29 protein-coding genes are annotated in these 26,477 nt (G+C 48.8%); 13 read left to right on the forward strand and 16 right to left on the reverse strand.

Annotated features, from left to right (window positions below; all coding sequences use genetic code 11):
- Positions 1-115: 115 nt before the first annotated feature.
- The 4 genes from J7439_RS14280 to J7439_RS14295 all read right to left on the reverse strand — a co-directional run bounded on the left by J7439_RS14280 (position 116) and on the right by J7439_RS14295 (position 4,405).
- Positions 116-1,651, reverse strand: a complete 1,536-nt coding sequence (locus tag J7439_RS14280) for a hypothetical protein (protein WP_209202660.1) — start codon at positions 1,649-1,651, stop codon at positions 116-118.
- Positions 1,652-1,735: 84 nt separating this feature from the next.
- Entirely contained in the window at positions 1,736-2,230 is a 495-nt protein-coding gene (locus tag J7439_RS14285; protein WP_353623063.1) for a SycD/LcrH family type III secretion system chaperone, read from the reverse strand.
- Positions 2,231-2,619: 389 nt separating this feature from the next.
- Complete coding sequence (locus tag J7439_RS14290; RefSeq protein WP_209202662.1) at positions 2,620-3,870, reverse strand: OprD family outer membrane porin; 1,251 nt, start codon at positions 3,868-3,870, stop codon at positions 2,620-2,622.
- 193 nt (positions 3,871-4,063) lie between these two features.
- Positions 4,064-4,405, reverse strand: a complete 342-nt coding sequence (locus J7439_RS14295) for an HU family DNA-binding protein (RefSeq protein WP_101746367.1) — start codon at positions 4,403-4,405, stop codon at positions 4,064-4,066.
- A 116-nt stretch (positions 4,406-4,521) separates the two neighbouring features.
- Between J7439_RS14295 and J7439_RS14300 the strand changes: the two genes are divergently transcribed.
- Both J7439_RS14300 and J7439_RS27160 read left to right on the forward strand, forming a co-directional pair.
- Entirely contained in the window at positions 4,522-4,662 is a 141-nt protein-coding gene (locus J7439_RS14300; protein WP_209202663.1) for a hypothetical protein, read from the forward strand.
- A gap of 501 nt (positions 4,663-5,163) precedes the next feature.
- Complete coding sequence (locus J7439_RS27160; RefSeq protein ID WP_353623064.1) at positions 5,164-5,778, forward strand: cold-shock protein; 615 nt, start codon at positions 5,164-5,166, stop codon at positions 5,776-5,778.
- Between the two features lie 67 nt (positions 5,779-5,845).
- On the opposite strand, the gene J7439_RS14310 is transcribed toward J7439_RS27160, so the two are convergent.
- Both J7439_RS14310 and J7439_RS14315 read right to left on the reverse strand, forming a co-directional pair.
- Complete coding sequence (locus J7439_RS14310; RefSeq protein WP_209202664.1) at positions 5,846-6,046, reverse strand: SlyX family protein; 201 nt, start codon at positions 6,044-6,046, stop codon at positions 5,846-5,848.
- Between the two features lie 127 nt (positions 6,047-6,173).
- Entirely contained in the window at positions 6,174-6,629 is a 456-nt protein-coding gene (locus J7439_RS14315; RefSeq protein WP_209202694.1) for an HIT domain-containing protein, read from the reverse strand.
- 161 nt (positions 6,630-6,790) lie between these two features.
- Here J7439_RS14315 and J7439_RS14320 point away from each other — a divergent pair, with 161 nt between their 5' ends.
- Complete coding sequence (locus J7439_RS14320) at positions 6,791-8,509, forward strand: proline--tRNA ligase (RefSeq protein WP_209202695.1); 1,719 nt, start codon at positions 6,791-6,793, stop codon at positions 8,507-8,509.
- A 106-nt stretch (positions 8,510-8,615) separates the two neighbouring features.
- Entirely contained in the window at positions 8,616-9,149 is a 534-nt protein-coding gene (locus J7439_RS27165; protein ID WP_353623065.1) for a lytic transglycosylase domain-containing protein, read from the forward strand.
- On the opposite strand, the gene J7439_RS14330 is transcribed toward J7439_RS27165, so the two are convergent.
- The 5 genes from J7439_RS14330 to J7439_RS14350 form a co-directional block, all read right to left on the reverse strand.
- Entirely contained in the window at positions 9,146-9,418 is a 273-nt protein-coding gene (locus J7439_RS14330) for an acylphosphatase (protein WP_209202666.1), read from the reverse strand. The genes J7439_RS27165 and J7439_RS14330 overlap by 4 nt on opposite strands.
- A complete protein-coding gene (locus tag J7439_RS14335) occupies positions 9,411-9,899 on the reverse strand; it encodes a TlpA family protein disulfide reductase (protein WP_209202667.1) in 489 nt (162 codons plus the stop codon). The genes J7439_RS14330 and J7439_RS14335 overlap by 8 nt, the downstream gene beginning before the upstream one ends.
- A gap of 37 nt (positions 9,900-9,936) precedes the next feature.
- A complete protein-coding gene (locus tag J7439_RS27170) occupies positions 9,937-10,044 on the reverse strand; it encodes a hypothetical protein (RefSeq protein ID WP_353620149.1) in 108 nt (35 codons plus the stop codon).
- Positions 10,045-10,212: 168 nt separating this feature from the next.
- Complete coding sequence (locus J7439_RS14345) at positions 10,213-11,448, reverse strand: YihY family inner membrane protein (protein WP_209202669.1); 1,236 nt, start codon at positions 11,446-11,448, stop codon at positions 10,213-10,215.
- 61 nt (positions 11,449-11,509) lie between these two features.
- Positions 11,510-12,079: a DUF4136 domain-containing protein gene (locus J7439_RS14350; protein ID WP_209202670.1), complete on the reverse strand. Its 570-nt coding sequence runs from the start codon at positions 12,077-12,079 to the stop codon at positions 11,510-11,512.
- Positions 12,080-12,241: 162 nt separating this feature from the next.
- Between J7439_RS14350 and arsC the strand changes: the two genes are divergently transcribed.
- From arsC to J7439_RS14365, 3 genes are read left to right on the forward strand one after another with little or no spacing between them, the layout of a single operon-like run.
- Complete coding sequence (gene arsC / locus J7439_RS14355; protein ID WP_209202671.1) at positions 12,242-12,595, forward strand: arsenate reductase (glutaredoxin); 354 nt, start codon at positions 12,242-12,244, stop codon at positions 12,593-12,595.
- Between the two features lie 40 nt (positions 12,596-12,635).
- Positions 12,636-12,953: an antibiotic biosynthesis monooxygenase family protein gene (locus J7439_RS14360; RefSeq protein WP_209202672.1), complete on the forward strand. Its 318-nt coding sequence runs from the start codon at positions 12,636-12,638 to the stop codon at positions 12,951-12,953.
- Positions 12,954-13,004: 51 nt separating this feature from the next.
- The gene (locus J7439_RS14365) at positions 13,005-13,367 is read left to right on the forward strand and encodes a DUF2069 domain-containing protein (protein ID WP_209202673.1); all 363 of its coding nucleotides are present in this window, start codon (positions 13,005-13,007) and stop codon (positions 13,365-13,367) included.
- On the opposite strand, the gene J7439_RS14370 is transcribed toward J7439_RS14365, so the two are convergent.
- From J7439_RS14370 to J7439_RS14385, 4 genes are all read right to left on the reverse strand, one after another.
- On the reverse strand, positions 13,353-15,269 hold the full coding sequence (locus tag J7439_RS14370) for a DUF748 domain-containing protein (RefSeq protein ID WP_209202674.1): 1,917 nt from the start codon (positions 15,267-15,269) through the stop codon (positions 13,353-13,355). The two genes, J7439_RS14365 and J7439_RS14370, sit on opposite strands and share 15 nt — an antisense overlap.
- Positions 15,270-15,480: 211 nt before the next feature.
- Positions 15,481-16,197: a DnaA regulatory inactivator Hda gene (hda, locus tag J7439_RS14375; RefSeq protein WP_101746377.1), complete on the reverse strand. Its 717-nt coding sequence runs from the start codon at positions 16,195-16,197 to the stop codon at positions 15,481-15,483.
- A gap of 367 nt (positions 16,198-16,564) precedes the next feature.
- Positions 16,565-17,731 carry an ankyrin repeat and SOCS box protein gene (locus J7439_RS14380; RefSeq protein WP_209202676.1) on the reverse strand — a complete coding sequence of 389 codons (1,167 nt, stop codon included), beginning with the start codon at positions 17,729-17,731 and terminating at the stop codon, positions 16,565-16,567.
- 488 nt (positions 17,732-18,219) lie between these two features.
- On the reverse strand, positions 18,220-19,383 hold the full coding sequence (locus J7439_RS14385; protein ID WP_209202677.1) for a DUF2066 domain-containing protein: 1,164 nt from the start codon (positions 19,381-19,383) through the stop codon (positions 18,220-18,222).
- Between the two features lie 335 nt (positions 19,384-19,718).
- Here J7439_RS14385 and purM point away from each other — a divergent pair, with 335 nt between their 5' ends.
- The 6 genes from purM (at position 19,719) to mltC (ending at position 24,971) form a co-directional block, all read left to right on the forward strand.
- Entirely contained in the window at positions 19,719-20,765 is a 1,047-nt protein-coding gene (gene purM, locus J7439_RS14390) for a phosphoribosylformylglycinamidine cyclo-ligase (protein WP_209202678.1), read from the forward strand.
- Positions 20,740-21,519, forward strand: coding sequence for a phosphoribosylglycinamide formyltransferase (purN, locus tag J7439_RS14395; protein WP_209202679.1), 780 nt, complete (start codon positions 20,740-20,742; stop codon positions 21,517-21,519). Before purM ends, purN begins: the two co-directional genes overlap by 26 nt.
- Positions 21,516-22,376 carry a DUF3108 domain-containing protein gene (locus tag J7439_RS14400; RefSeq protein WP_209202680.1) on the forward strand — a complete coding sequence of 287 codons (861 nt, stop codon included), beginning with the start codon at positions 21,516-21,518 and terminating at the stop codon, positions 22,374-22,376. Before purN ends, J7439_RS14400 begins: the two co-directional genes overlap by 4 nt.
- A 39-nt stretch (positions 22,377-22,415) precedes the next feature.
- Positions 22,416-22,823: a lactoylglutathione lyase gene (gloA, locus tag J7439_RS14405; RefSeq protein ID WP_209202681.1), complete on the forward strand. Its 408-nt coding sequence runs from the start codon at positions 22,416-22,418 to the stop codon at positions 22,821-22,823.
- A 125-nt stretch (positions 22,824-22,948) separates the two neighbouring features.
- Entirely contained in the window at positions 22,949-23,491 is a 543-nt protein-coding gene (locus J7439_RS14410; RefSeq protein WP_209202682.1) for a hypothetical protein, read from the forward strand.
- 322 nt (positions 23,492-23,813) lie between these two features.
- Positions 23,814-24,971 carry a membrane-bound lytic murein transglycosylase MltC gene (mltC, locus tag J7439_RS14415; RefSeq protein WP_209202683.1) on the forward strand — a complete coding sequence of 386 codons (1,158 nt, stop codon included), beginning with the start codon at positions 23,814-23,816 and terminating at the stop codon, positions 24,969-24,971.
- A gap of 54 nt (positions 24,972-25,025) precedes the next feature.
- Here mltC and J7439_RS14420 read toward each other — a convergent pair whose 3' ends face one another.
- Positions 25,026-26,456, reverse strand: coding sequence for a glycosyltransferase family protein (locus tag J7439_RS14420; protein WP_209202684.1), 1,431 nt, complete (start codon positions 26,454-26,456; stop codon positions 25,026-25,028).
- Positions 26,457-26,477: the final 21 nt, after the last annotated feature.

A 26,477-nucleotide genomic window follows, 5' to 3' on the forward strand; every position in this document is an offset into this window, starting at 1 on the left:
GACCGGCAGAGTCAGCCGTTGCCAGACAAAAAAAGCCGCACTGGTTACCAGTACGGCTTATCAAATAGAACGAACAACACCGAATCCTTTTTTGGTCTATCGTCGATATTGCCTCTTAAACCGGATGAGATTTGAGCATATCCGCCTCATAGCGTTCCTGATCCCTGATCGCCTCGATAACCATGGTCTCGACTTCTCGCTCTGCTTCAAGCAGCTGGGCAAGTTGATTGGTCCCAACAGAATCAACCATGTCCCCATCCGATCTCTTTTCCAGTGCCTCTTGCATATCCGCCATTCGCTCTTTTAACAGGAGCATTGTAAATGCCTGTGGATTATTAGCCCCTTCAAGACTGAGACTGTCGCCAAGATAGGGCTGATCGACGGGATTTTCTTCACTGGCTGTCACTGGTGGCTCTGCCGGGGGTATCGGAGACTGTGCATTTTTAGTGCTTTCAAGACTATTGTCAGGATTTGACTGATCAGTTCCCTTTTTATCATTGCCCGTTACTGGTGGCTCTGCACGCAGCATTGGAGCCTGTGAATTATCGGCATCCTCAATACTGGCACTATCGCCAGGATATGACCGATTGATGGTATTTTTTTCACGGGCTGTCACGGGAGGCTCTGCACGCAGCACCAGAGCCAGACCTTCAGCCGCATCAGCTAACTGTTGCTCAGATGGAGCGGCCTGATTGCGCACAGAGTCCAGCGCAGAGGTGTCACGAGCCGAAAAGAAACTGAACAGGCTATCAACTACCTCCGGGCTTACCAGCGATTTCAATGCCTCAGGAGAGCCTTTTCCTCCCCGGGGCTGACGACTTTCAATGTCACGATCCGATACCCGAAGGATCTCCCTGTCATAGTCAGCAGCAATAAGACTGGTCAGCCTGGAGCGAACCTCGTCACTGTCAAAACGCTTTTCTAATACTTTTAATTCATGTTTAAGTTCATCCAGCTGCTCTTCACCGGATTCCAGAGATTCCGGACTGATAGCCTTCACCAGGGGGACCGACAGGTCCCTGGCCGCATTATCATCAGAACTCGAAAGCAGCGCCTGTTTTGCATTCAGTCGCACCTCTGCGGCCATTTTCTTCCCTTTTAATACTTCTATTTCAGCATCCAGCGCTGGCTTCTGATGGTCAGGAGCCCTGTCCCGTTCTGCCCGTTTGCTGTTGATCGAATGCTGCGTTGACTCAACTGTTTTTCTAATTGCACTAATATCCGTTAAAAGAGAGACTTGTGCCTGCCGGTCTGCAGCCCGTATTTCAATGGTTGTCACACTATTAAGTACCTTAATGTCATTAAGCGCACCTCTTAATGACAACAGCAGGTTCTGGGTATCAGAAAGATCAAGCTCCCCAGGAGTCAGGGCATTATTCTGGGCAATCATGGCACGAAACGAATCAAGCCTTGACTGCAAGGATTTTGCCAGATAGTCAACACCGTTGCTGCCACTATTTAACGGAGCATTCAGATGGACACCCGCCTGACTTCCGTCCGGACCGGAACTGGCAGATTGTGAGACAGAATTTGCTGGACTGTAGCCACTACTTACCCCATTCCCGGGATTTGCTGAAACATTGCCCGGTGTGCCCGGAGCAGGCGTTATTCCTGTTTGTACACCACCCGGTTCTCCAACTGTGTTCGACATAATAACGCCCTCCCTGACCCTGACGCCTGAAAATCACCCTGCCCGGTACTCGTTACCGGACAACAAACAATCCCTGAAACACCTTCACTGCAATTTGCCACGAACAAAACTGGTCAATTTTTTCGCCTGCTGAAGCTCATCTTTCCAACGGGCAGACTGGCTTGCTCTTGTCACCGCCTCAGATAAGGCTTTCTGAGCCAGAGACCAGCGCTCAATCTCAATAAAGCATTTAGCCATCATCAGAGAAGCCCTTGGGTCCTTCTGATCAAGCTTTGCCCCATGAGCCAGGGTTGCCGCAGCCTGGGCAAAAAGGGAAAGCTCATACTGAGACAAACCCAGGCCAAGAAAATAGGAATAGCTGGTATGATCAAGCAGACAAAGATGTCGGAAAACCTTTAATGCATCGGTATAATGCCCGGAATTAAACTGGGCAAAAGCCACCCTGTAGATAGCATCAAGCTGACATTGGTCTAAATTGCGAAGTTCTTTCATGGTGCCACCTTTAGCCAAATAAGCGAGCCAAAGTGACGCTGAGGACGGCTGATCAGCCTTATTATTCATAACCCTCGAAAGCCTCATCCCTGATAAAATTGTGTAAGGTATTATTCCATTATAAACAGTTTATATTTATACCCATTCATCATTAGTGGCAGCAAAGCTTAAAACTGACTTAATCACTTTATAAATCAAATGTTTATATAAAATTCCGTGCTACCTTTTTTTTCACTCAGCACCTGAATTAAAAATCAATCGTACGGAATTTGTGGATACTTACAGATGGACTAAGGCCTCAGAACATACAATAACTCATTGATAAAGCCATCACCGAAATAAGCAATTCAGATAATGAAAGACTTGTATGCACTGGCCTACTCTGATTACAAGGCATCTGGAATATTGATTCACTAATTTTTAAGCAAAAAAAGAGGGCATTCGCCCTCTTTTTTTCAACTTAAGCAGTTAACTGCTTAGAATGCAGCAACAGAGTAAGTCAGGTACAGACGGTTGATATCCAGATCAGAAAGACCTCCAAGACTACCACTATCCCCAACAACATCACCCTGAGCTCGGTATTTGGTGAAAAGCCAAGCTACAGAGAGCCCCTCAAGAGACCCATCAAATGCATAAGATACATAACTTCCGTACTCACTTCGCTTAAAGTCATTAATCTCTTTAGCATCGGTACCTTTGCCGTACCATACATCCCAAGTCAAACCGCTCAAGCCTTGGTCAGCAAAGTTGTAGCCCGCTGAAACGACATATGCTTTCTCACCTTCTTCTGCATAATCTTCCCACAGTGACAAGCTGGAATTGAATTTACCATGCTCACCATCAATGTAGTCAGAGTTGTAATCACCATCTTTGGTTTTATTGTAACCAAGAGCGACATAAGCATTGCCATAGTTATAAGATGCATTCAGGTTATAGTACTTGGCTTTTGCATCATTATCTGACTCATCACTCTTAGCTCTACCGTAACGAACATCAAGTTCAACAGAACTCATATCATCAAGCTCAAAACCATAACCAGCTTTCAGGAAAGCCTGCTTAACCAAGTCTTTTGACTTCCCATATTCTACTGCGAGATCCAAGCCCTCATAACTGTAGTTGGCCCCCAGTATACGGAGAGAATCAACCTTACTACCCCCACCATAAAGGTCGCCATTCAATGTTGAAGCATCCCGCTCACTAACACCGGTGATTTCAGTAAAATATGCATTAGCCCCTTCGAAGCCAACCGAGAGGTCATAACCTGTAGAGCTGGCCGCCAGAACGCGAGAACCTGAATCAGAGTAAGTTTCAGTGCTACGCTTCTTAACACCAACAGTACCGTCAAAATCAACACCACTGAAAGAGTGCTGTGCTTTCAGGTAAGCCTGTTGAAATCCGGAAATGGCATCATCTTGTTTTTTATCAGATCCACCAGAAACGTTTGTAGCAAATCCTGAATCAACATCCAGCGGTCCAGCGTAACCCGCAGTGACAACCGCACCAACCAGACCATTGACGTAACCAGTATCAAAATCAGCAATTAATGCATGAGACCAGTCATGACCTCTCTTCTTACCGGCATCTTTATTGTTTGTATCGAAGTAGTAATTCTTGTAAGTAAACGTCAAACTCGGATCCATAGTCACAGCTTCAGAAGCCTGAACAGATGTAGCGGCGACAGCTGTAGCAATAGCTACACCCAGTGCGCTTTTAGCGAGGGTTTTCATAATCAGAATTGCTCCCTGAGTACTTTGTGTTGTGTTTATTATTGCGACTACCACCAACTGACATAAGCAGTTCCCCTTGGTGATATACGTCCTGTTCGCAATGTGAAATCATTTTTCTATAACCCTGATCAAATTGCAACCATAAAAAAAGGAGCCGTTAAGCTCCTTTGGTTGTGCAGCACTTATAAGCAGCCTAAGATGCTGCAAACTCCTTCAGCTTCTTCAATGGCCTTACCTTCACCTGAATAGAAGCAGGCTTGGCTGGCACATCCATTAATTCGCCGGGTTTGAAAGGGTTTGGCACACCTTTTTTGGCTTTTTGCGCCGGTTTTTTCTTGGTCACGATTTTTAACAGACCGGGCAAGGTAAATTCACCACACCCCCGTTTTTTAATATGGCGCTCAACCAGTTCACTCAGCTCATCCATTACCGCACTGACCTGCTTTCTGCTAAGCCCGGTGTTTTCTGCAATTTCTGCCAGCATCTGGGTTTTGCTGTATTTTTCCTTGATTGCGGGTGCTTTTTTCCCAGCCATAGTCGTACTCTCCTGATGAAAATTCCTTTTAAGCCTTTCCTTTAGGCTTTCCCTTTTAAAGAGGGCATTGAGCGTTTGCCAATGTTTTGCTGTTATCCGATTAAAGCAATCTGCTTTTGCCAGCTAACGGCAACCATCAGCTACTGCATTATCTGCCACAGCACCAGGCGGATTTGGTACCTCCCTTTCTCAATAAGACATTACCAGAGTTGCCTTATCACTCCATGAGTACAACGTTATCTATTAACAACCTCTAAACATTTCTACATCATTACGAACACTATGCTTAATAGAAGGCGGCAGCAGTAGATATTCAAGGTACTGAATACTACTATAATATCGGTATTTTTCCACGTCGAGCATTTTTTACCAAAAGATTCACACCCAAATAACAGAGTCAATCCAACCTTCCAACAATCCACCAGAAAGCTCACAGCGCTGTTTACAGACTCTTTCACGCCTGCCTGCACCGTCCGTGAAGTGTCCCGATTCATGTTAAATGTCAGGCAGGCCTGTCAATATTTGAGAAATAAACATCATAAAGGTACATTAACACTGATATGGGAAACCATGTGTTCCATCATAATAAGTTGCACAACGTGTTTGTCGGGCTCAATGTTGTCCAGTCATGATTAAAAAATGCACGACAGCTTTTCACCAGACTCTGTTTTCACGGATGGCTTGGGTTCTGAAAAGCTTACGCGTAGAAGGGCTCGATGTTTTCAACTGATACTGATAACAAATTAAGGGAACATGCCTTGAAACATTTAAAAACAGTTCATCTTTTAACCGGCCTGTTGGCATTTTTTTTCGTCATTGCCATCATGACCAACCTCTACCAACCGTCAACAGCCGCTGCCAACCCAACCAACCCGGTGGTTGCACTATTACTGATGGCCGCTTCATTAAATTTAATGACAGGAGCCTACCTGAGCAGACGCAACGGCTTCCAACGGTGGCTGCAGATAGCCGGGTCGATCCTGCTGTTTTCAGCGCTCTGCGCAGCGGTTGGTTTTGCCTATAACAACACCCTGATGATCTCTGGAGTGACTCTCGACCAGATTACGCTGTTTTCAGTCAGCACCGGCACCCTGTTTCATGTTATCGCCAACCTGCCCGGCAGTTCCGTCTCATCGGCTGAACCGCTTGATAACTCCGGACGGGAAACCGGCTCGGTCAAATGGTTCAATATCACTAAAGGGTTTGGCTTTATTACCCGTGATATGGGCGAAGATGTCTTTGTCCATTATCGTGCCATACGTGGTGAAGGACACCGAACCCTGAGCGAAGGACAGCGGGTTGAGTTTATTGTGGTTGAAAGGGACAAAGGCCTACAGGCGGAAGATGTGATTGCCGCACCGAAAGGAAGATAGGCATTCCGTTCTTCTGGCTGGCAAGCGTTATTCCGGCCAGAAGAATCCAGAGTCGTCTAATCATCAATCAATAGTGGGGAGGAGGTAACTCTTCCTGGCTTTCCAGCTGTTCAGCCACCATCTCTTCAAATTGCTTTTTCAGTTGCGCCATGGCTTCTGTCAACCGGTCAATATCTTTCTGCTGCCGGGTAACCACTTCATTCAATTGAGCAATCGTATCTTCCTGAAAACTCAACTGGGTTTGCAGCTCAAGCAGTTCATCTTGCATCGTTTGTTACTCCCACAGGCAGCCAGCCAAATCACTTCCAGTCATCATAAAAAGATCAGTTACAAGCAACTGGAAGTAGATTAATGTGCGCAGTCTACTCCTTGAGCTTCAGCCTTCCAAATTTACCTTACCTGTCAGTTTGAGCCCATTGGAAAGAAGACATATCGGTAATGCCCCTCTTCAGCTTTTGCATCACCTCTGAGAGCTGTTCATCCGTATAAGGTCGGGCTGGATGCCTGCCCCAGACCGGCGCTGGCCAGGCAGCATCAGCCGTGAAACGGACAACATGATGCACATGCAGCTGTCGAACCACGTTACCCAGCGCGGCCACATTCAACTTGTCTGCACAGAAAAGCACCTGCAGCATTTCCGCCAGATATGAGGATTCAAAAAGCAGCTGTTGCTGGGCCGCCTCATCCAACTGATAAATCTCTTCTACCCCCTGGATACGGGGAACCAGGATAAACCAGGGATACTGGCTATCGTTCATTAGCAAAAGGCGACAAACAGGAAAATCACCAATAACCACACAGTCTCTTGCCAGCTGGGGATCCAGTTCAAAGCTACTCACGGCACGGCCCATCCAGAGAATAAGAATAGAGAAGGAATTTTTCAGAACAACCAATCAACAACAGGGGATTTTGCAACAGCGGTTGGTATAATAACCGATTGGCCTTAAAATGGCGCATTAATTGACGTCAAATTTTGACAAGCCTTTTTTTGAACAGCCTGGTAAATGAGCACATGAGAACCAGTCAGTACCTGATTCCAACCCTAAAGGAGACGCCTGCCGATGCCGTGGTCATCAGCCACCAGCTGATGTTGCGTGCCGGTATGATCCGTAAACTGGCATCCGGCCTCTATACCTGGCTGCCCCTGGGTCTTAGAGTTCTGCAGAAAGTAGAAAACATTGTCCGTGAAGAGATGAACCGCTCCGGCGCATTGGAAACCCTGATGCCCGCCGTTCAACCAGCAGAACTGTGGCAGGAAACCGGTCGCTGGGATCAATTTGGAGCTGAACTGCTGCGTTTTCAGGATCGCCACGGTCGTGATTTTGTGATTGGCCCAACCCATGAAGAAGTCATTACCGATATTGCCCGTAACGAGTTGAACAGCTATAAGCAGCTGCCGATCAACCTGTACCAGATCCAGACCAAATTCCGTGACGAGCGTCGCCCACGTTTCGGCCTGATGCGTGGCCGCGAATTCCTGATGAAAGACGCCTATTCATTCCATGCAACTGAAGCGTGTCTGCAGGCAGAATATCAGAATATGCACGCGACCTACTGCCGTATCTTTGACCGCCTGGGTCTGGAATACCGTGCGGTGCAGGCCGACAGTGGTGCCATTGGTGGCAGTGGTTCCCAGGAGTTCCATGTACTGGCCGAGTCCGGTGAAGACGCCATCGTATTCAGTGACCAGAGCGACTACGCAGCCAACATTGAGAAAGCAGAAGCCATTGCCCCTGTTGGTGACCGCCCTGCCCCCTCTGAAGCGATGACACTGGTTGACACTCCGGATGCCCGGACCATCGATCAACTGGTAGAACAGTTCAACCTGCCTGTTGAAAAAACCATCAAGACCCTGATTGTTGCGGCTGCAGAAGACGCTGACAGTGAGTTCATCGCCCTGCTGATCCGTGGCGATCACGAGCTTAACGAAGTCAAGGCTGAAAACCTTGCGGATGTTGCTTCTCCACTGCGTTTTGCCACCGAAGAAGAAGTTAAAAACATCATGGGTGCCAGCCCTGGCTCACTTGGTCCGGTTAACTGCCCAATCCCGGTGATTGTTGATCGAACCGTAGCGAAAATGGCCGACTTTGGTGCCGGTGCCAATATCGAAGGCAAGCACTACTTCGGCATCAACTGGGAGCGTGACTGCACCTTCAGCCGCGTTGAAGACCTGCGCAATATTCAGGAAGGTGACCCAAGCCCCTGCGGTAAAGGACAGCTGTTTATCAAGCGTGGTATCGAAGTTGGCCATATTTTCCAGCTGGGAACCAAATACAGCGAATCCATGAACGCCACGGTTCTCAGCGAAAATGGCAAGAGCATTCCGCTGGCCATGGGCTGCTATGGCATCGGTGTATCCAGAACCGCCGCCGCAGCCATTGAGCAGAACTACGATGATCGCGGAATTATCTGGCCAGAAGCCATCGCGCCTTTCCAGATTTCCCTGGTGCCTCTGAAGATCGAAAAATCCGAAGTAGTCCGTGAAGCGGCCGAAAAACTTTACCAGGAACTGACCACTGCAGGCTTTGAAGTTCTGATGGACGACAGAAAAGCCAGCCCCGGAGTTAAGTTTGCCGATATGGAGCTTATCGGTATTCCACACCGTGTGGTACTGAGTGACCGGGGCCTGGCCGATGGCATGGTGGAATACAAGCACCGGACTGCAAACGATAAAGAAGATATTAAGCTCAGTGAAATTATCGAACTGCTTAAAGAACGCACAAAACGCTAACGGTACTTTATCTGCTGACAGCCTTTTACCCGCTATAAGTAGCTTGCTGAAAAATGCCAACCCCAAAGCCCTATTCCGGGCCTTGGGGGTTGTGGCCGTCCTTGTCATGGCTCTTGTCATGCCAGCAGCCAGTCAGGCGGAATGGCACGATCCGATTTTACAGGAAGTACTGTCACGTTCACTGGATCAACCCAGCAGCTTTGACGATCATTTTGACGCCGAGGTCTGGCTGGTTGATATGTCTGCCCGTCTGGCCCGGTTTATTAAAGACCCGGACCTTCGGCTCAAGGTGCTCAGGATGATTCACTTCGAAGCATCCAAAGTAGATTTACAACCGGAGCTGGTGCTGGCACTGATTCATACCGAGTCTGCCTTTGACCAGTATGCTGTGTCTTCGGCTGGTGCCCTGGGTTTAATGCAGATTATGCCGTTCTGGAAGAATGTTATTGGCCGGGATAAGGACAACCTCATCACCATCCAGACCAACCTGCGCTATGGCTGCACCATTCTCAGTTATTACCTTGAGAAGGAGAACGGCAATCTGACCAGGGCTCTGGCCCGGTATAATGGCAGCCTGGGCAAAACCTGGTATCCGGAGCGCGTATTGACCAACTGGGAACGTCACTGGGTTGTGAATTAACCGGTGGTAAACGAGTCAAACGCCTGCAGCGACTCTTCGGCAATGGAAATATTAACTACCCTGGCCAGAGGTGGTCCTCTATGAAGCCATTCCTCCAGCTTCGCAACGGCTTCTTCTGAGCCACACATCAACACTTCAACCCGGCCATCCGGCAGATTTCTTGCCCAGCCACCGATGCCCAGACGACGGGCTCGCTCCTGGGTTGAGCCCCGAAACCAGACACCCTGCACCCTGCCTTCAACAAAGGCTCTTTTGCATACATCAGCCATTGGACGAGGTTTCCTGTAATTGGTGTTTACTCAACTTATTAATCTGCTCTTCAAGGCTTTTCCTGGTCTGTGGTCCAAACAGTTTGGTCACCACTTTACCTTCCGGTGAAATAATATAAGTAGCGGGTAACACTTGGGGAGGAGGCTCGTTCAACGCTGTCATTGGTGACTCCTGAAGTACCGGAAAGCGGATATCCAGTGCTTTTGCCTTATTGATTAGCGAATCCCCCTGACTGCTGTCAAAATCAACGCCCAGCACTCTTACCTGACCATCATTGGCCAGCTCATTCAGCTCAGGAATCTCCTCCCGGCAAGGGTCACACCATTCTGCCCAGAAATTCAACGCGAGCCACTGATCATTATCACTGGCAAGGGAAACAGGATCCCCGTTTAAATCCATAAAAGTCACTGGTTTGCTACAGGCCACAAGAGCCCCCAACAGTACCACCAGAAAGCATTCCAATGTTCTTTTTATCCTCACGAATACCTCCAGAAAAACATTCATCGGGCAGTCTGCACTATGTCATGCAGCCCCTGTTTAATTCACACTTCATTTGTGCTTTACCTGCCAACGCCCTGGCCGTATCACGAGCCAGATCAGCGGACCCGGCAGTAGCCAGAACCACGCCAATCCGCCGGGCTCCATGGAGCCCTGGCTTACACGCACTTCAGTATTAGCCACAGACCGCACCTGATCAAGGTGACCAAAGGCAGCCCTGCCCGACTCAGGGAACCACAAGCCACGATGATCCATGAATGATTGTTCAGATCAGGCCCGGCAAGAGCAATACCCGCTATTTAGACAGTAATTGATCCAGCGAACAGTCCAGCGCTTCCAGACGGGCACTGTTTACTGTCTGCAACCGCTGAATCAGGTCAGATAACCAGTTCGGATCATCAGCGGTAAGAATATTCCGGAGCTGCTCATCCTGAGGCATCGGCCAGGGCAACTGCTCACAGAAAGTAAACAGGCTGATGTGCCTAAGATCCATGGCAAGAAGCCATTCGCCGTCATCGCTCTTGCTGATCAACCCCATTTCCATCAGCCGGGCGGTATGACTCTCCCAATCATCAAGAGAAACCGGAAGATCACGTTTGCGCAGATCGGTGTAATGCACCCCCTGCCCCTGCTCAAACCTTTCCTGCAACTGCTTAAGGATTAATAAAATCGAGATTAACGGGTGTGGCCGCTCACCACCGGCCTGTTTGCCATAAAGATCCAGGGATCGAACCAGCACGGCACCAAACAGCACCATCAGCCAGCTCAGATACACCCAGAGCAGAAACAGGGGCACAGCGGCAAAAGCACCGTAAATCAGCTGATAGGTAGGCGACAAAGTAATAAATAAGGTAAAGCCAGCCTTGGCCAACTCAACCAGAATGGCAACAAAAACCGCACCTACCAGCGCATGACGAACCGGCACTTTTCTGTTGGGCACAGCCGTATACAGCAGGGTAAGAACTAATGTACTGAGAACAACAGGCATAAGGCGCAGAAGCCACTGCTCTCCACCAAGAATGGCCGTGGTATGAGAAACCAGTTTGAGGGAAGCCAGATAAGAAGTGGTAAGAAAACCGGCACTCAACAGCACAGGCCCCAGGCTGAGAATGGCCCAGTACAGCAGGAAACCGGTCATGCCACGGCGCACATGCGCCACTTGCCAGATATTATTCAATGCCTTATCAATGGTTCTCAGCATCAGAAAAGAAGTGACCAGCAGGAAAGCGATACCAATACTGGTTAATTTTCTTGCCTGTTGGGAAAAATCGTTCAGATAAGACTGAACCATCTCCCCCGTAGAAGGCACAAAACTGGTAAAGATAAAGCTCTGAATGGTGTCCCCAACATCCTGAAGACTGGGCACCGCTGACAGGATACTGTAGGTGACCGTCATCAGTGGCACCACGGCGAACAGCGTCGTGTAGGTCAGTGCCGCTGCATTTTCAATGCAGCGGTTATCAAGAAAGCGTTTAATAACCGCCGTGAAAAAACTCTGGAAGGATGACCAGAATTGCAGTACCGGTGCCATGATGAACTCCCTGTCAAACAAGAGGTAAGTGTACCGAATTCAGAGGCTGAAAGAGACAGGTTTACTTTTTCGGCCTTGGAAACCCTTCCAGAATGTTTACCACTGCCTCGTTAATTCTTGCAGTTCGCTGTTCCGGTGAAAGCCCTTCCTGAATTCTGCCCACGGAGCGCCCACGCCATACCACCTGCCTGGTTTCCGGGTCAATAATATCAATGATCAGAGATCCTTCTTCATATTCCTGTACACGGCTGTCAGTACTGACACCGAGCCCCCAGGGGCTGAAACCATAACCGAAAGAAGTGGTCACCTGTCGTTCTTCCCTGCGGGTTTTCTGGCTGGCAATATAATTGACCAGAAAATCGACATCGGCCTTATCTGAGTCAACCCATTGAAACCCTCGAGCCGCCAGTACACCATCCACCGCATTGTGAACACGCTGATCCATCAGGGCTTCAAAATGATACCCCAGCTTTTGGGACTCCTGAGTGGGCTCAATCCAGCGATAAGCTTTCATTCCGGTCAGTGAACGCTCAGTATCATAGTCCCAATCTACGCTTTGGGATGCGCACCCTGCCAAAATCACGGTCAGAAGCACCATGATACTGCCAGATAGTTTTCTTATCACAGACATAATCTCTCCCTCAGGTCCAGCACCGCATGGGTAGTAGCATCATGCCACTTCATGACTATACATCCGACATCTATTACAAATGATTTGCAGAGCATCCATAGAGATTGGTAGGCTTTGCGGAAAATATCCATAGTTCTGTGACATACACCAGGCAAGGTCATCATGAGCATTACTATTTTTCACAATCCACGCTGTTCAAAATCCCGTCAAACCCTGAGCATTCTGGAAGAGCAGGGAATCAGTCCTGTGGTGGTACTGTACCTGGAAACCCCACCGGATGCAGATCAGCTGAGAGCCATTCTGGGCAAACTTGGCATCAATGCCCGGGATCTGCTTCGTAAAGGAGAACAGGAGTTCAAGGATAATAACCTCAAAGATCCATCCCTGACGGAAGAGCAACTGATCAACGTTATGTGCGAGTTTCCCAGGTTGATTGAGCGCCCCATTGTGGTCAATGGCGAAAAAGCCAGAATTGGCCGTCCCCCTGAGTCCGTGCTTGAGATTCTTGACAGATAGCCAAAAGAATAACAGTTATACTTGGCGATAGGACACAGGCATGTTCATAGCGGTTTATGAATTTGAGATTAAAGAAGGTACAGAGACTGAGTTTCGCAAAGCATGGCTGGAAGTGACAAAAGCCATCTACCAGAATTGCGGCAGCTTTGGCTCAAGACTACACACTTCAGATAACCCAAACATTCTGGTCGGTTATGCTCAATGGCCAGATCGCCAACAATGGGAAAAGGATCATGAGCTGACCGATGCTCTATATCTTCAGGCTCGCCAAAGAATGAAATATTGTCTTGTTCAATTAAAGACCGTATACCAGCTGGAAGTGAGTGATGACTACTTGCAGGCATCTCCAGCAACATAAGCTTGATCACTTTCCCATCGGCCCCTTAACCAGAGTTGTACACCAAGAACAATGCAGCAAAAAGCCAACCAAATCTATCAAGTCTGCCTGGCACTCTATGCTGGACTGATTCTCTCTCTGCTGGCAGAAACCTGGTGGTTGAATCCGCCACAGGGTTCGATCTTTGGTATCTCCGCCCTGCAGATACTGCCACTGCTGTTGCCACTTCCCGGCCTTTTGAAGCGTGGCCTGAGAGCAGCCTCCTGGCTCTGTTTTATCCTTTGCTTTTATTTTATCAGTGGCGTTCTTGATGCCTGGTTCAGGCCGGAACAGCCCCAGGGCTGGCTGATCACCAGCTTCAGCGTACTGTTATTTATTACTTCTATGATGTTTGTGCGCTGGCAGGCTCAGGCGAACAGGTTAGTGGAGAGTTAGTACCGACACAGGCTCGCCCCCTTTTCGGTCCGGGCCTGATGATAACTGCAACTCAATTTGTCCGGACGCCGTGCCAGTTTCACTTTTCAGGTAGTCGTATCTGGCCTTTTGCAAGCTCTCCAGTTGATCAGGCGTCTTTGGCCAGTTTTTCAGTAACCAGCTTTCGGCTTCCTGAACCCTCTGCCCGGGTGATTGCTCACCCACTTCAGGAATTTTCTGGTGACGTCGGGTAGCCAGATACATTTGCTCCACAAGCGATGCCCGCACCCCGGGTGGAATAGTGATCACCTCTGAAGGCTCCACTGAACTGGTCGCTGCGTATAGTTCCAGCAATGCCTTTTCCAGTTCATAACGTGAGAGTTCTGGCCAATCTCTGGATTCAGAAACACCCACATCAATCAACACATTCAACTCTGGTCTCTCGATAAGCGCTTTCTGAAGGTTTACCAGGTTTTTTTGTGATTGCTTTGTTAATGTCGCGTTACCCGCTTCATGATAAAGCACAGGCTCAAGCGCATGACCTGTGGTATGGGAAAGGTAGTCGAACGGTGCCCTGGAAATAGCCATAACATGCTGTTCAATCGCCCGATAGATACGCTGTGGTAATCTCGATTTATCGGGGTTAATGGAAAACGGGATAGCCGCTCTACCTGATGAATCCGTTATCAGGGCTTTTAATAAATGGATGGATGAAACCGGCAAGCTGTCTGCGATCTTTTTTGCCTGCCAGTCAGAAATATCAAGCTGACCCGTATGATTTTGACTGTTATAACTCAAGTCAAATTGGCTACCCTGCATATCATAACCGACAACAGCCGAATACTTTTTTAAAGGACCTGTAAGTCGAGCATCGTTGAGCTGAAATGCATAATCATTACCAGAGCCGGATAATTGGCCACTCAACTGCAAATCCCCGATATTGGCCAGTGCAGCACTGAACTGATAGATCCGGGAATCTGTTTCTTTCCCCGAAATAACATCTGCGCTTCCGTTTATATTTTCAAATATCCAGGGCGAATAGCCGCTTGCCAGTTCAAGACGGCTGTCGTTAATAGCAAGTGAAGTAATGACAGCAGGTAAGGTTGGTATTAACTGAACCGGAAATTCTCCTGCCAGTGTTTCTGGCACTCTCAGATCAAGACCTGAAACAGACAGTTCTGCTGTAGATTGTGCAGGATCATTGCCATGAAATTGCAGGTTATTCAGATGCCACTGCTGCCAATCGGCAGATATTCCTGACAATAAGAGCTGCCCACTTTGTCCTTCCGCATTGCCCTTCAGGGTCAGGCCGCTTAGCTTATCCCAGGACAGTGACAATGTTGCACTTACTGTCCCTGAAAAACGGTCATTGGCAGACAGTTCATTATTCAGCGTTACCAATGCTTCAACGGGAGCAGTCTTAACAAGCGCTGACAAAGGCAGTTCGACCAGCCTCACCTCACCATCCAGCAAGCCTTTACTGATCTCATAAATGCCAGAGAAGCTCCAGCTCTCACCATCACGGTTATCTGAATGAATCCTGATTCTGCCTTCCTCTTCTTTTTCTTTCGCCAGCGTCAACTGGTCAAAAGAGAGTGGCTGATCTATTCCGGTGATGGAAAGGCGGCCACGGTTGATGGACAGCCTTTGAAAGTGCTTCGGCAGAGGGAAGGCAATCAACTCCGGATCAATAGCGATGCTGACATCATCCAGCTCAATCCCACTTAACGATTCAACGTTTTCACCAAACCACGCCCCCCACCAATGGCGATAGTTCAACACGACACTGACCTTTTGAGCAGTAAACTGAATCCCTTGTTCTTCCACCCGAATATCACTGCCGGTCAGTCGGCGCTGCCATGGATCAAAAATAACATCTTTACCAGGCAGCCGTTGCCCTGCCTGTTGGTGAAGGCTGCTCAAAACCCGATCAGAAACCTTGGTAAACCACAACCACCCAAAAATAGAAAGAGCCCCCAGAAAAAGCAGCCCCAAAAGCGCAACAAACTGAAAACCACCAACCTTTCTCAACCACATGGACCAGTTCCAAACCTGACGACCACTCCTTAACCCTAAAAATTCCGCAGCAACCAAACCCCAAGATTTTCACCACCCCAGATGCGGAATTTTATGGTCACCATCTCATGACTTCCTTAACAAAGGGAATGGTGAGCTTGCGCTTGGCGCGCAGAGAGGCACTGTCCAGTTTATGCAACAAGGTAAACAGGTTGCCCATATCCCGGGAACCACGGTGAATAATAAAGCGGGCAACGTCATCACTCAGGTCAAAGCCACGGTAATGGGCCCGGAGTTTAAGCGCTGCAACTTTGTCCCGATCATCCAGAGGGTGTACCTGAAATACCATGCCCCAGCCAAGGCGGGAAACCAGGTCCTGAAGTTGAATCCCCAGAGCCCTGGGAGGATTGTCCGCCGCCACCAGAAACCGGGTTCTGGAGTCCCGGAGCCGGTTAAACAGATCAAACAGCGCTTCTTCCCACTCGTCGATACCAGCTACCTCACCGATATCGTCAAGGCACACCAGTTGCAGCCGCTCAATACCTTCCAGAAGCTTTGGCGAGTAGTGAACCAGCTCTTTCATGGGCAGATAAATGCTTCGCCCGCTGCGCCGGTCCACCTGATGACAGGCCGCCTGAAGCAGATGGCTGCAGCCGACCCCTTTGGGGCCGTAGAGGAAAATAAACTGCTCGGATTCGATGCCGGGAACCGATCTATCCATATCCAGAAGATTGACCAGCGTCTCATTTCGCCCACTGTAGAAGTTGGCGAACGTGGCATCGTCTCTTAACTGGACACTGAGCGGTAGCTGCACAGGCAAACTCATAATGGACATCAAATCCGTATAGGTAGTGTGATACTGACAACAGAAACTGCAACATTACAAAAGACAGTAACACAATAAAACCGTTCAATTATCAACCGGTATTGACTGATATCAATAGACCGGTCAATAAATCGTCTTCAGCCCTGTTTGGCAACCACTACGACACTACATGGGCTGTTTGTTAACAGAAAAAGAGTATGACAAAAACAGGACAACAAAAGTGTATCAGTCTTTCTCTTCGGCTGCTCCGGCATGGCAAAGATTGCTAGCCTTGTCGTTTCTATGCAGGTGGTGCAAGAGTACCATAATTATCTCGGCCTTGGGCAGAGGGCTATAAGCAAGTAATAACTTCAAAGGTGATGGATAACTACTTACGCTACCCCCAGGCTTCTTCATGAAACCAATCCACCGAATCAACCGGAGGTAGACTGCCCCATGTCAGGGACCCATCTTCACGATCTTCAATTTCATATTCAGATCTGTAAAAGGCCCGGAGTTCTTCCTCGTTATCCACAAGTATGGGTAATTGAATCTGAGCGCAATAGTTTTTCAAATTTGCCGACAGGGGAAGCTGATCAAAACCTCTATCCAACACCTGTCGTCGAATGACTCTACGACACTGGCTTTTCAGAGAAAAAAAAGTTTCTGGTAGTTCAGGCGATAAAAGATCCCCATACTTTTCTTTTAATAAGGTTAATACCGTCTTGTAGTGAGAAACATCAACGCCTCGCAATGAGCAATACGTATCGATATCCTTGAACAATATAAAGTTCTTCGGCATTTTTTCGTACAAATACCTGAGTACGGACTCATTCCCATACACAGCTGCAAACAAAAAAACCAGCCCTTCGTTTTGACAAGTCGCTTTTTCCCAGCCTTCACCCAGCAAAATTCGAATATACTGCAAGCTCCCATTCTTGATGGCTATTATCAGCGGAAACCAGGCGTTCATATCGCATTGATCAACAGGAGCCCCATGTTCAATCAGCAACACCAATAGATCGGGTCTCTCAGCACCATAATCATTAACCAGTATATTGAGGGCCGATAATCCGAACAGATTAACCAATGTCACATCTGCCTGATAATCAAGCAGCAATCTGACAATATCCTCATTTTTTGTCTTGCAGGCTTTCATCAGGCTTGTCCAGCCATTCACATCCCGGGCATTAACGTCTGCCCCTGAACGCAATAGCAGATCTACAGCATCGGCATGACCCTCTTGTGCCGCCACATGTAAAGCATTCGAACCCAAACCCCTGTTAATCTCAACCGTCTCAACCTTGAGTATAATCCTGGCAAGCTCCAGAAAATTTCTTTCAATCGCCAGCATTAAAGGAGTACACCAACGACGCGAAGTTTTACTGATTACCTCCATATTAAAATCAAGAAGAGGCTCGTGGATTAAGGATTGGACCACCTCGCTATCATTATTCTCGATAGCAGTGAGTAAACATTCGGCAACATTACCTCCATCACTATTTAACTCAGACTCCCTGCCCCACTGTTTTGCCTCCCCCTGCGGCAAAAGCGCTGGCATCATCTTTTTGCTACACCAGGAAGGCTCATTATTTTCACAGGGGCAAGCGGTCAAATCGGGTAAGGAAACCGACCTTCTGACCGGTTCTCCAATCTCTGAAAAACGATTGCTCAAGCCCAGGCAGGCCGGGGTATTTTCCAGAGACCAAAGCGATCGGTTAAAACACGATAATGGTTTGGTATTTCTGGCTACAGGAGCTGCAACCTGTGCATCCCGGGTATTGCCTTGATACCGCAAATAACTCCAGCCGGTTGTGCAAGAACTATCACTACTAATCACATGGACCACCGCATAGTGTATCTCTGACAGCAAACAGCCTGGAGGCTGCCCGAGAATAGCGCCCGTAGCGAGGATGGCAGAAAATTGAGGATAAAAAGTCGGAAATTTTTAGTGAATAGTGGTTCTATTTGCTAAAAATTTCCGACTTTTTAGACCAATTTGCTGCCACCGCAGTAGGGCAGTCTATACTCGGACAGCCTCCTGGGAGCCTGTCAGTAGGACCAACTGTAGCGCATAGTTGCCGAAGAGTCAGAACCCGGTGCAACCGGCCGGAGGTTTCGCCCCAGGGCCAGGGCATCGGCCAACTGGCTTTCAGAGCCATCAATAACCAGCTCCAACTCAATCGTTGAACCTGCCACCCGATGAACGGACACATCACGAATGGCGGTCATCCGCTCAAGGTATTTATTCAGGGCGGCATAATCTTCCAGACTGGCAACATTCTCAACCACCAGCAGAGTCTTGCCACTGGCATCGGAGGCATCAATGGCATAGTGCCGGGACAAGGTTGTCCCCACCAGATCAGCGGCCAGCTGTGTCACCGCAACAGCATCCAGGCCATTAACCGCCACAGACTGACTCATTCCCCGGAATATCAGCGTCAGCCGACCATTGTAGCGTTCATTTTGCGCCAGACCATCTGGTGATAGAACACGGGATAAACGCCCGGTCAGAATCGATTCAGAACCATAACGCCGGGAAGCGTCCTGCAATTTGTGGGTAAAGCCACCCCATACATCAACGGTTGAAATCGCCCCGGCATCTTCAAAGTCCATCAAAGGAAAGAGCAACGGCAAGCCCCGCCCCTGAAAGCTCTCAGCAAACACCGCTGGAAGAGCGCCTGAAGCATTGACGATTGAGCGCTGCCCACCGCTCTCCACCGCCAGCCATACCAGTGTCGATGGTCTGCTCTGTCCCCAGATGGCCACACCGGCGCTGCGCAGCAGGCGGTTTATCGCCTGCTCATCAAATACCGCCTGCAAAAACTGCTGACGGTTGGAAGAGAAATCCTGATCGACAGAAGAGCTGCGAAAACCAAACTTGCGAATGTAAGTTTCCGGCTTGGCCAGTGCACTTTTTACCACACGGTTGGCCAGCACCTCACGTTGTCCGGCCACTTTCACCAGCACCTCTGCCAGAGCCTGGGACATGGCATCAGCCCGCTCCTGGTAACCTTGTCCGGACACTGGCACTTCCTGACTGTATAACCCTTTGACCGTGGCCGCATGGGTATTTTCAGGCAATATGGACAATACCAGAAGACCCACCACCAGACCGGCCGCCTTAACGGCTGAACGGGCTTCAGTAGCGGACAAGAAGGTCAGTGGACTGATCAGGTTTTGCAGGAGAGCGTTGCATCGCTTAGCCACAGGCATCAATAAAATCCTGTACATAAAAATCAAATGAACATCATTCTGCCATAAATCCGGCAAAAAATACTGTATTTGCCAACGTCTGGACAACTGCGGGCATTGAAAACGCACTATGGTAATCACTTCTTAACCTGAAATAAGGTCCAAATTACCACCAGACATCAGCGACAATTCGGTAACAGCATTGCGATAAATACCGCAGCCTCCTAGAATAGCCGCCTTCATCCACCCAAACCGTGTTGGACTGAACACCGCCCCCGGGCAGTGAACAGTCCGGATTAAAACACTGTCGGCACCGCCGGTGGTAACAAGCTCTGGCAACAAGCGGATTGATATCAATGAACAAATCGGATTCCAGAACCTCCCTGAGTTACAAGGATGCAGGTGTCGATATCGACGCTGGCAACGCTCTGGTTGAGCGCATTAAACAGGTGGCAAAGGCCACTTCCCGCCCTGAGGTAATGGGTGGCCTGGGCGGTTTTGGAGCGCTGTGCCAACTGCCAGCCGGGTATAAAGAACCGGTTCTGGTTTCAGGGACCGATGGCGTGGGCACCAAACTGAAGCTGGCCATGGACCTGGGGATGCATGACCATATCGGTATCGATCTGGTGGCCATGTGCGTCAACGACCTGCTGGTTTGTGGTGCTGAACCGCTGTTCTTTCTGGACTATTACGCCACCGGCCAATTAAATATCGATGTGGCTGAACGCGTGGTCACCGGGATTGGCAAAGGCTGCGAACAGTCTGGCTGCGCCCTGATCGGGGGTGAAACGGCAGAGATGCCCGGAATGTACCAGGGTGACGATTACGATCTGGCAGGTTTCTGTGTCGGCGTGGTTGAAAAGTCTGAAATCATTGATGGCAGCAAAGTCTCCCCTGGTGATGTGTTAATCGGTTTGAAATCCAGCGGACCGCACTCCAACGGTTACTCACTGATCCGCAAGGTTCTGGAAGTGGCCGGTTCAGACCTCAGCGCCCCGCTGGCAGGCAAGACTCTGGCAGAACACCTGATGGCACCTACCCGCATTTACGTCAAATCACTGCTGCAGCTGCAAAAGGAACTGCCGATCCACGCCATGGCCCACATTACCGGGGGCGGCTTGCCAGAAAATCTGCCAAGGGTTATTCCCAAGGGCTGTCGCGCGGTGATCAACACGCAGAGTTGGGAAATCCCGGCCATCTTTCGTTTCCTGCAGGAAAAGGGCAATATTGAGACCTTTGAACTGTACCGTACCTTCAACTGTGGTATCGGTATGGTGCTCTGCATCCCACAAAGCCATCGGGAGCAGGCAATCAGGCGTCTGGAAGCGCTGGGAGAGGAAAGCGTCATTATCGGCCATATTGAATCCGCAGACAGCGATGGCGATCCTGTGGTGTTTCAATAACCGTCCTGACCAATATCTGGCCCGGGTGCCATGTCACTCTGGCCAACCGGATTCCAATCACAAAACCATTGAAAGCATTCAGGAAACAGCAGTGAGCGAGAAAAAGCGAGTTGTCGTTCTGTTATCAGGCAACGGCAGTAACCTTCAGGCACTTCTGGATCAAGAACATCACTACAGTTATCAAATTGTCGGGGTCGTCAGCAACGTACCAGAGGCTTACGGACTGGAAAGGGCCAGACAGCATAAAGTGGCTGCCCTTGGCCTGGACTACAAAATCTTTTCCTCCCGGGGTGCCTTTGACCAGAGACTGGTAGAAGAGGTTAACCGCTTTGAGCCGGACCTTGTGGTACTGGCCGGTTATATGAAAATTCTAAGCCCCGAGTTTGTGGAAAAATTCGCAGGCAGATTGATCAATGTTCACCCATCCCTGCTCCCGGAATACAAAGGCCTTGGCACCTATCGTCGGGTACTTGCGGATAAAAAAAACCGCCATGGCTGTACTGTTCACTTTGTCACACCAGAACTGGACAGCGGTGCCCATATCATTCAGGCTTCAATGAGTGTCGGGCCCGGCGATAATGAAGAGGGTCTGAAACAACGTGTTCAGGCCATGGAGCACCAGATTTACCCCCTGGCCGTACATCTGATCACCTCCGGCAGGCTGCAACTGAAGGGTGACAACGTGCTACTGGATGATCACCCTATTGACCCACTGGGCTACCAACTGCAGGAAAACGCCCTGGAACTGGCATGATCAATCCGATTCATACGCTTTTTCATCGCCACACAGTGAGCATGAAAGAACCAATAACTCATCCCGGCAACTATGGCCCGGGCGCTCTGAGAGCGGCTCTTGCCCTGACCCTGGTGCTGGCGGGCAATACAGGCTTTGCCGCCTCCCAGACGAAAAAAACGGATAGCGCTTTCACGCTCAAGCCATACTCCGCAACCTATAAAGCATCCATTAAGGGGATGCCCTTTGGCGGCTCCGGCGAAAGATCCCTGAGACAAAATACTGATGGCACCTGGACCCTTGAGTTCAGTGCCGATGCAGCGTTTTTCGGGATGAAAGAGACCAGCCACTTTGCCAGTAAAGGTCTGCAACTGATCGCCAGCCAATACGTGCAACAAAGAACGGGGCTGGGCAACAAACCAACGGAATATGCCACCTTTGACTGGTCCAGCAATAAGGTCAACTGGCAACAGGGGGACCGGCAGTGGTCGATGGACCTGAAACCGGAAACCCTGGACAACCTGAGTTACCAGCTGAAACTGCGTATGGATCTGGCAGCTGCCCATGGCCAACCGCTAAACTATGACGTTGCCGATGACGATGAAGTCTATCAACGCACATTCACCATCGAAGGCGAAGAGATATTAAAAACGGACCTTGGCAATCTGAAAACCGTTAGAGTCAAAATACAGAGAGACAGTGATGAACGGGCCACCTGGATCTGGTTTGCCAAAAACCATGACTACTTTCTGGTAAAGCTGTTGCAGGAAGAAAAAGGCACCGCCTATACCATTGAGATCAAAGAGGCTGCCATTGATGGCAAGCCACTGAAAAAGAAACAAACCACCAAACTGTCAGAACGCCCCAAGCATCCCTGATCACTATTTTCTTATATCTGCAACCTGAAGGAGCCTGAAATGCGATTTCTTCACACCATGCTGCGTGTTGGCAACCTGGATCGATCCATCGAGTTTTATACGGAAATTCTCGGCATGAAACTGCTGAGAAAGCACGACAACGAACAGTACCAGTACACCCTCGCTTTTGTTGGCTATGCCGATGAGTCTGAGCAGGCAGTGATTGAACTGACCTACAACTGGGGCACTGAACAGTACGACCTGGGCAATGCCTTTGGTCATGTTGCCCTGGGTGCTGATGATATTTATGCCACCTGTGATGCCATTCGCAAGGCCGGCGGCAAAATTACCCGGGAACCGGGTCCGGTGCTTGGGGGGACCACTGAAATTGCGTTTGTGGAAGATCCGGACGGTTACAAAATCGAACTGATTCAAGCCAAAGCCGCTTCTGAAGGGCTTAACGGCTAAGAGGCTGTTCGAGAATAGCGCCCGCCCGTAGCGAGGACGGCAGTTTTTGAAACTTTTTAGAAAAAATAAGGTCAAATAGTGAGGTACAAAGTTATAACAATAAAATTCTGATGGAGGAAAACACTATGGGGCCACTATCCACATCCACTTTTATAGAACGCTATTTATTTCCCCCTGAGTGCAAATCCTGTTGTCCGCTTACTGCCGGGGTTTGTGTATTGGCAGGTGGTGCGGCCGGTGGGATCACTACGTTACTTGCTGGTGCTAAAACGATCAAGGCATTTGGTACCGGCTTCGGGCTGGGTGCGACAGTCGGGCTCACCTCAGCCACCCCTGCCGCCGCTGCATGCATTGCCTGTTGTCGCGATGACAATCCAGGGGACACTAATATCGCTGACAATCGTGACCGAAATCCACGCTCCCTTAACTCCAGGGTGGTCATCACTCACCAGCCGCACATGACTGTGAATGTGAATAAGTTGACTTCCGACCTTGGTTTGAGATTCCATCTTAAATATCCTGGCAGTGCACATGCACTTGCCACAAATCAGTTGAGTAGCGATTATTGCGGTGGATACTACGATGGTGGACATGGTGGATGCGACAGCAGTGGACATGGCGGATGCGAAAGCGGTGGCGGTGATGGTGGCTGTGGTGGTGGTGAATAAAACCCGCGAAACTCCCAATCCATAGCGCATAGTGTCTGAGTGAATATAGGGGGCCGCCCAGGTGGGGCCGCCCAGGTGGGGCCGCCCAGGAGGCCTCTTGCGTCTTCCAGACAAAACATGTCCGACCAGCGCCACAAATATAATCATTTATTGACTCATATCACTTTATTGTAATATTTCATTATCTTATAAATGCTTCGCGATAAAATCCCAGCTCAAAATTAATACTTCTGCTTTAGCGTATACGATTCGGCAATAACGTTTGCAGAGGACCCGGACGGCTACAAAATCCAGAAAAGTATTCACAGAACCAATCAACGACATGGATGCCATAATGCCCCGTCTTCGCACCCTTATCTTATTGACTGCATTATCCTCACCTCTGATCACCGGTTGCTCTTCCGGGCAGGCCAATAGCCATGGTGCCAATTACGTCACTAACGCGGCACTGAAGGAGCTTGGCCCTACCGGTAATGCCATTGCCATTGGTATGGATCGGGAAAAGGACGTCATTGCTTTTGAGGCACTGGTTCGCATCTTAATCAAGGAAGCCAGGGTGGCCTGGGGGGATGAGAAAAAGGCCAGCAGTAAGGAGTATGTGAAATACACCAACCACTACCGAACCCGGGTATTTGTTGATTTTGAATCCGGTCAGGTTCATGTGGAAACCCTGGATCGCACGGACTTGAGAAAAGCGATTGCCGCTATTCTGCTGACGCCCTATGCCCCCGATCAGGTGGATCTGTTCAGCGACAGAGATGTGCCGGTTGGTGAACAACCCATGCTCTATGGACAGGTACTGGATCATGATAAGCAGCCCATCCGTTGGCAGTGGCGCGCCTTGAGGTATGCCGATTACCTGATTCAAAACCAGCTGACCACCCGGCGATCCCCAAAGGGACAGATTTACGCCGTGGACTTTCAACTGGTGGAAGACCACTTATCACAACGACAATATCAATACGCCAGCCTGGTTCGCAAATACGCCCGCATTTATGATGTTGAAGAGAGCCTGATTTACGCGGTGATTCGCACGGAAAGCAGCTTTAACCCCTATGCCGTCAGTTCGTCAAATGCCTATGGCCTGATGCAGATCATACCCAAAACGGCGGGTCGGGATGTGTTTGACAGAGTAAAAAAACTGCCCGGCCAGCCCAGCAAAAACTGGCTCTTCCAACCCCATAACAATATTGATACCGGAACAGCGTATCTGTCGCTGCTGGAAAATCATTATCTGAAGCAGATCCGTGACCCACTGTCACGGAAATATACGATCATCTCCGCCTATAATGGCGGTGCTGGTAATGTCTTCGCCACCTTTGATCGCAACAGCCGTGATCGCGCCATACAGAAAATCAATGACCTGAAGCCAAACCAGGTATATTGGGCACTGACTCAGAAACACCCTCGAGGGGAAAGCAGGCGTTACCTGGAAAAAGTCTCTACGGCTCAGAAGGATTTTTATCAGGGAAATATTTGAAACGTAAGCCAGCTATTACATTTATCGGTTGCGTTTTTTTCGATGTCATAATTCTCATGTCGCTTGCTGAATGTCAGCAATAGCTCGTTGACTCTGCCAGAGCTTTTCAGACAATTCAGCAACCGTCTCTTTACGACCAGAGACAACCCAGTCGGCAAATGCATCCGCTACATTGGGATATGGATTAGCCTCTTTACGCCGGGCGGTTTCTATAAATTGCTTCAGATTTTCATAAGTCAGGCAATAGAACACTTCAGCCAGGTGTCGATTTTCAAGTGTATAGGCATTGGATAATTGTTCTATTTGTCCCTTGAGAGGTTTAGTCAGAATGGGCAATCCAATATGCATGCATTCAGCGATAAGCGTAAATCCACAATTACAAATCACCCCTCTGGATGACTGTAGACTTTCTTTAAAACCTTTTACACTCATTTGAAAAAACTCCGCATTACCAACAACCTCCGGTGCCCTGGGACCATAAACTTTAAAACGGTATCCCGAAAACTTATTCAATAAATGAGCAACATTATCCTGATTTTCAAAGGGCAAATAGACAACAAGATGATTTTCATCCAGGCATGGTTGCATTGTCGTGTCGATGATCGGAGGCAAGATAGGCTGGTTGTTAAAATTAACCCAATGAAGCCCGATAGTTTCTGTGGCCGGAGCAAAGAGTTTCACAGCTAACCTTGAAATGGAAAATCTCTGCACCATGGGAACATCGTAGTCAAACGAATACTGATGACCAAAGCCAATGACTTCCTTGTTTCCTAAATACCCAGCCCAGGCCGTGACCGGCTCAAAGTCAGAGATGATAAGGTCATAGTCCTTCACATTTAACTTCCAGACATCACGTATAAATCCGAAGTTGTCATGCATGAAACGTATTAACGTTTGAAAAAAATCCAAACGGCCATTTTCCGATATAAAAGTAAATCCATTGCGGTGCCAATAATCTCCAAATATCTCCATATCATTAAGTTTATTCTTCTGACGACCTGAAACAAGATATTGAACTTTGGCTCCACGATCGGCCAATGATTTTGCAAGAAGACGAGAGCGAGTCAAATGACCATTGCCCGTTCCCTGGATACCGAATAAGATTTTTACCTCTGTCGGTTGTTCTTCACCATCGTATAGATGTCTGATAGCCTCTTCATAATCAGATTCAGGTGAATTGTGCCCGGATAGATAATCGGGGCAACCGGACCGACGTTGTTCAATGGCATCATAGTGTGTTAAAAAGGTTTTAAGTGTGTCATCTGATACAGGAAAAACAAGACGATCGATCGGTAGGTGATCAGCTGTTAAATGTTGGTTAAAGTATTCAACCAAATTGTCCGTGAGAACCGTTTTAATGTGATGATACCTGGGCGAATAAGCCCGACATATCCGACTCCATAGTTTAACAGCATTACTTTGAATTTCGTTATTCTGATAACTGTCAAACTCTGAGCGCAGTGCATTAATAGCTAATGTATTCATGGTAAATTCTCAGTAAATTTT

The organism is Salinisphaera sp. G21_0 (genome assembly GCF_017744115.1).
GTDB lineage: Bacteria > Pseudomonadota > Gammaproteobacteria > Pseudomonadales > Endozoicomonadaceae > Endozoicomonas.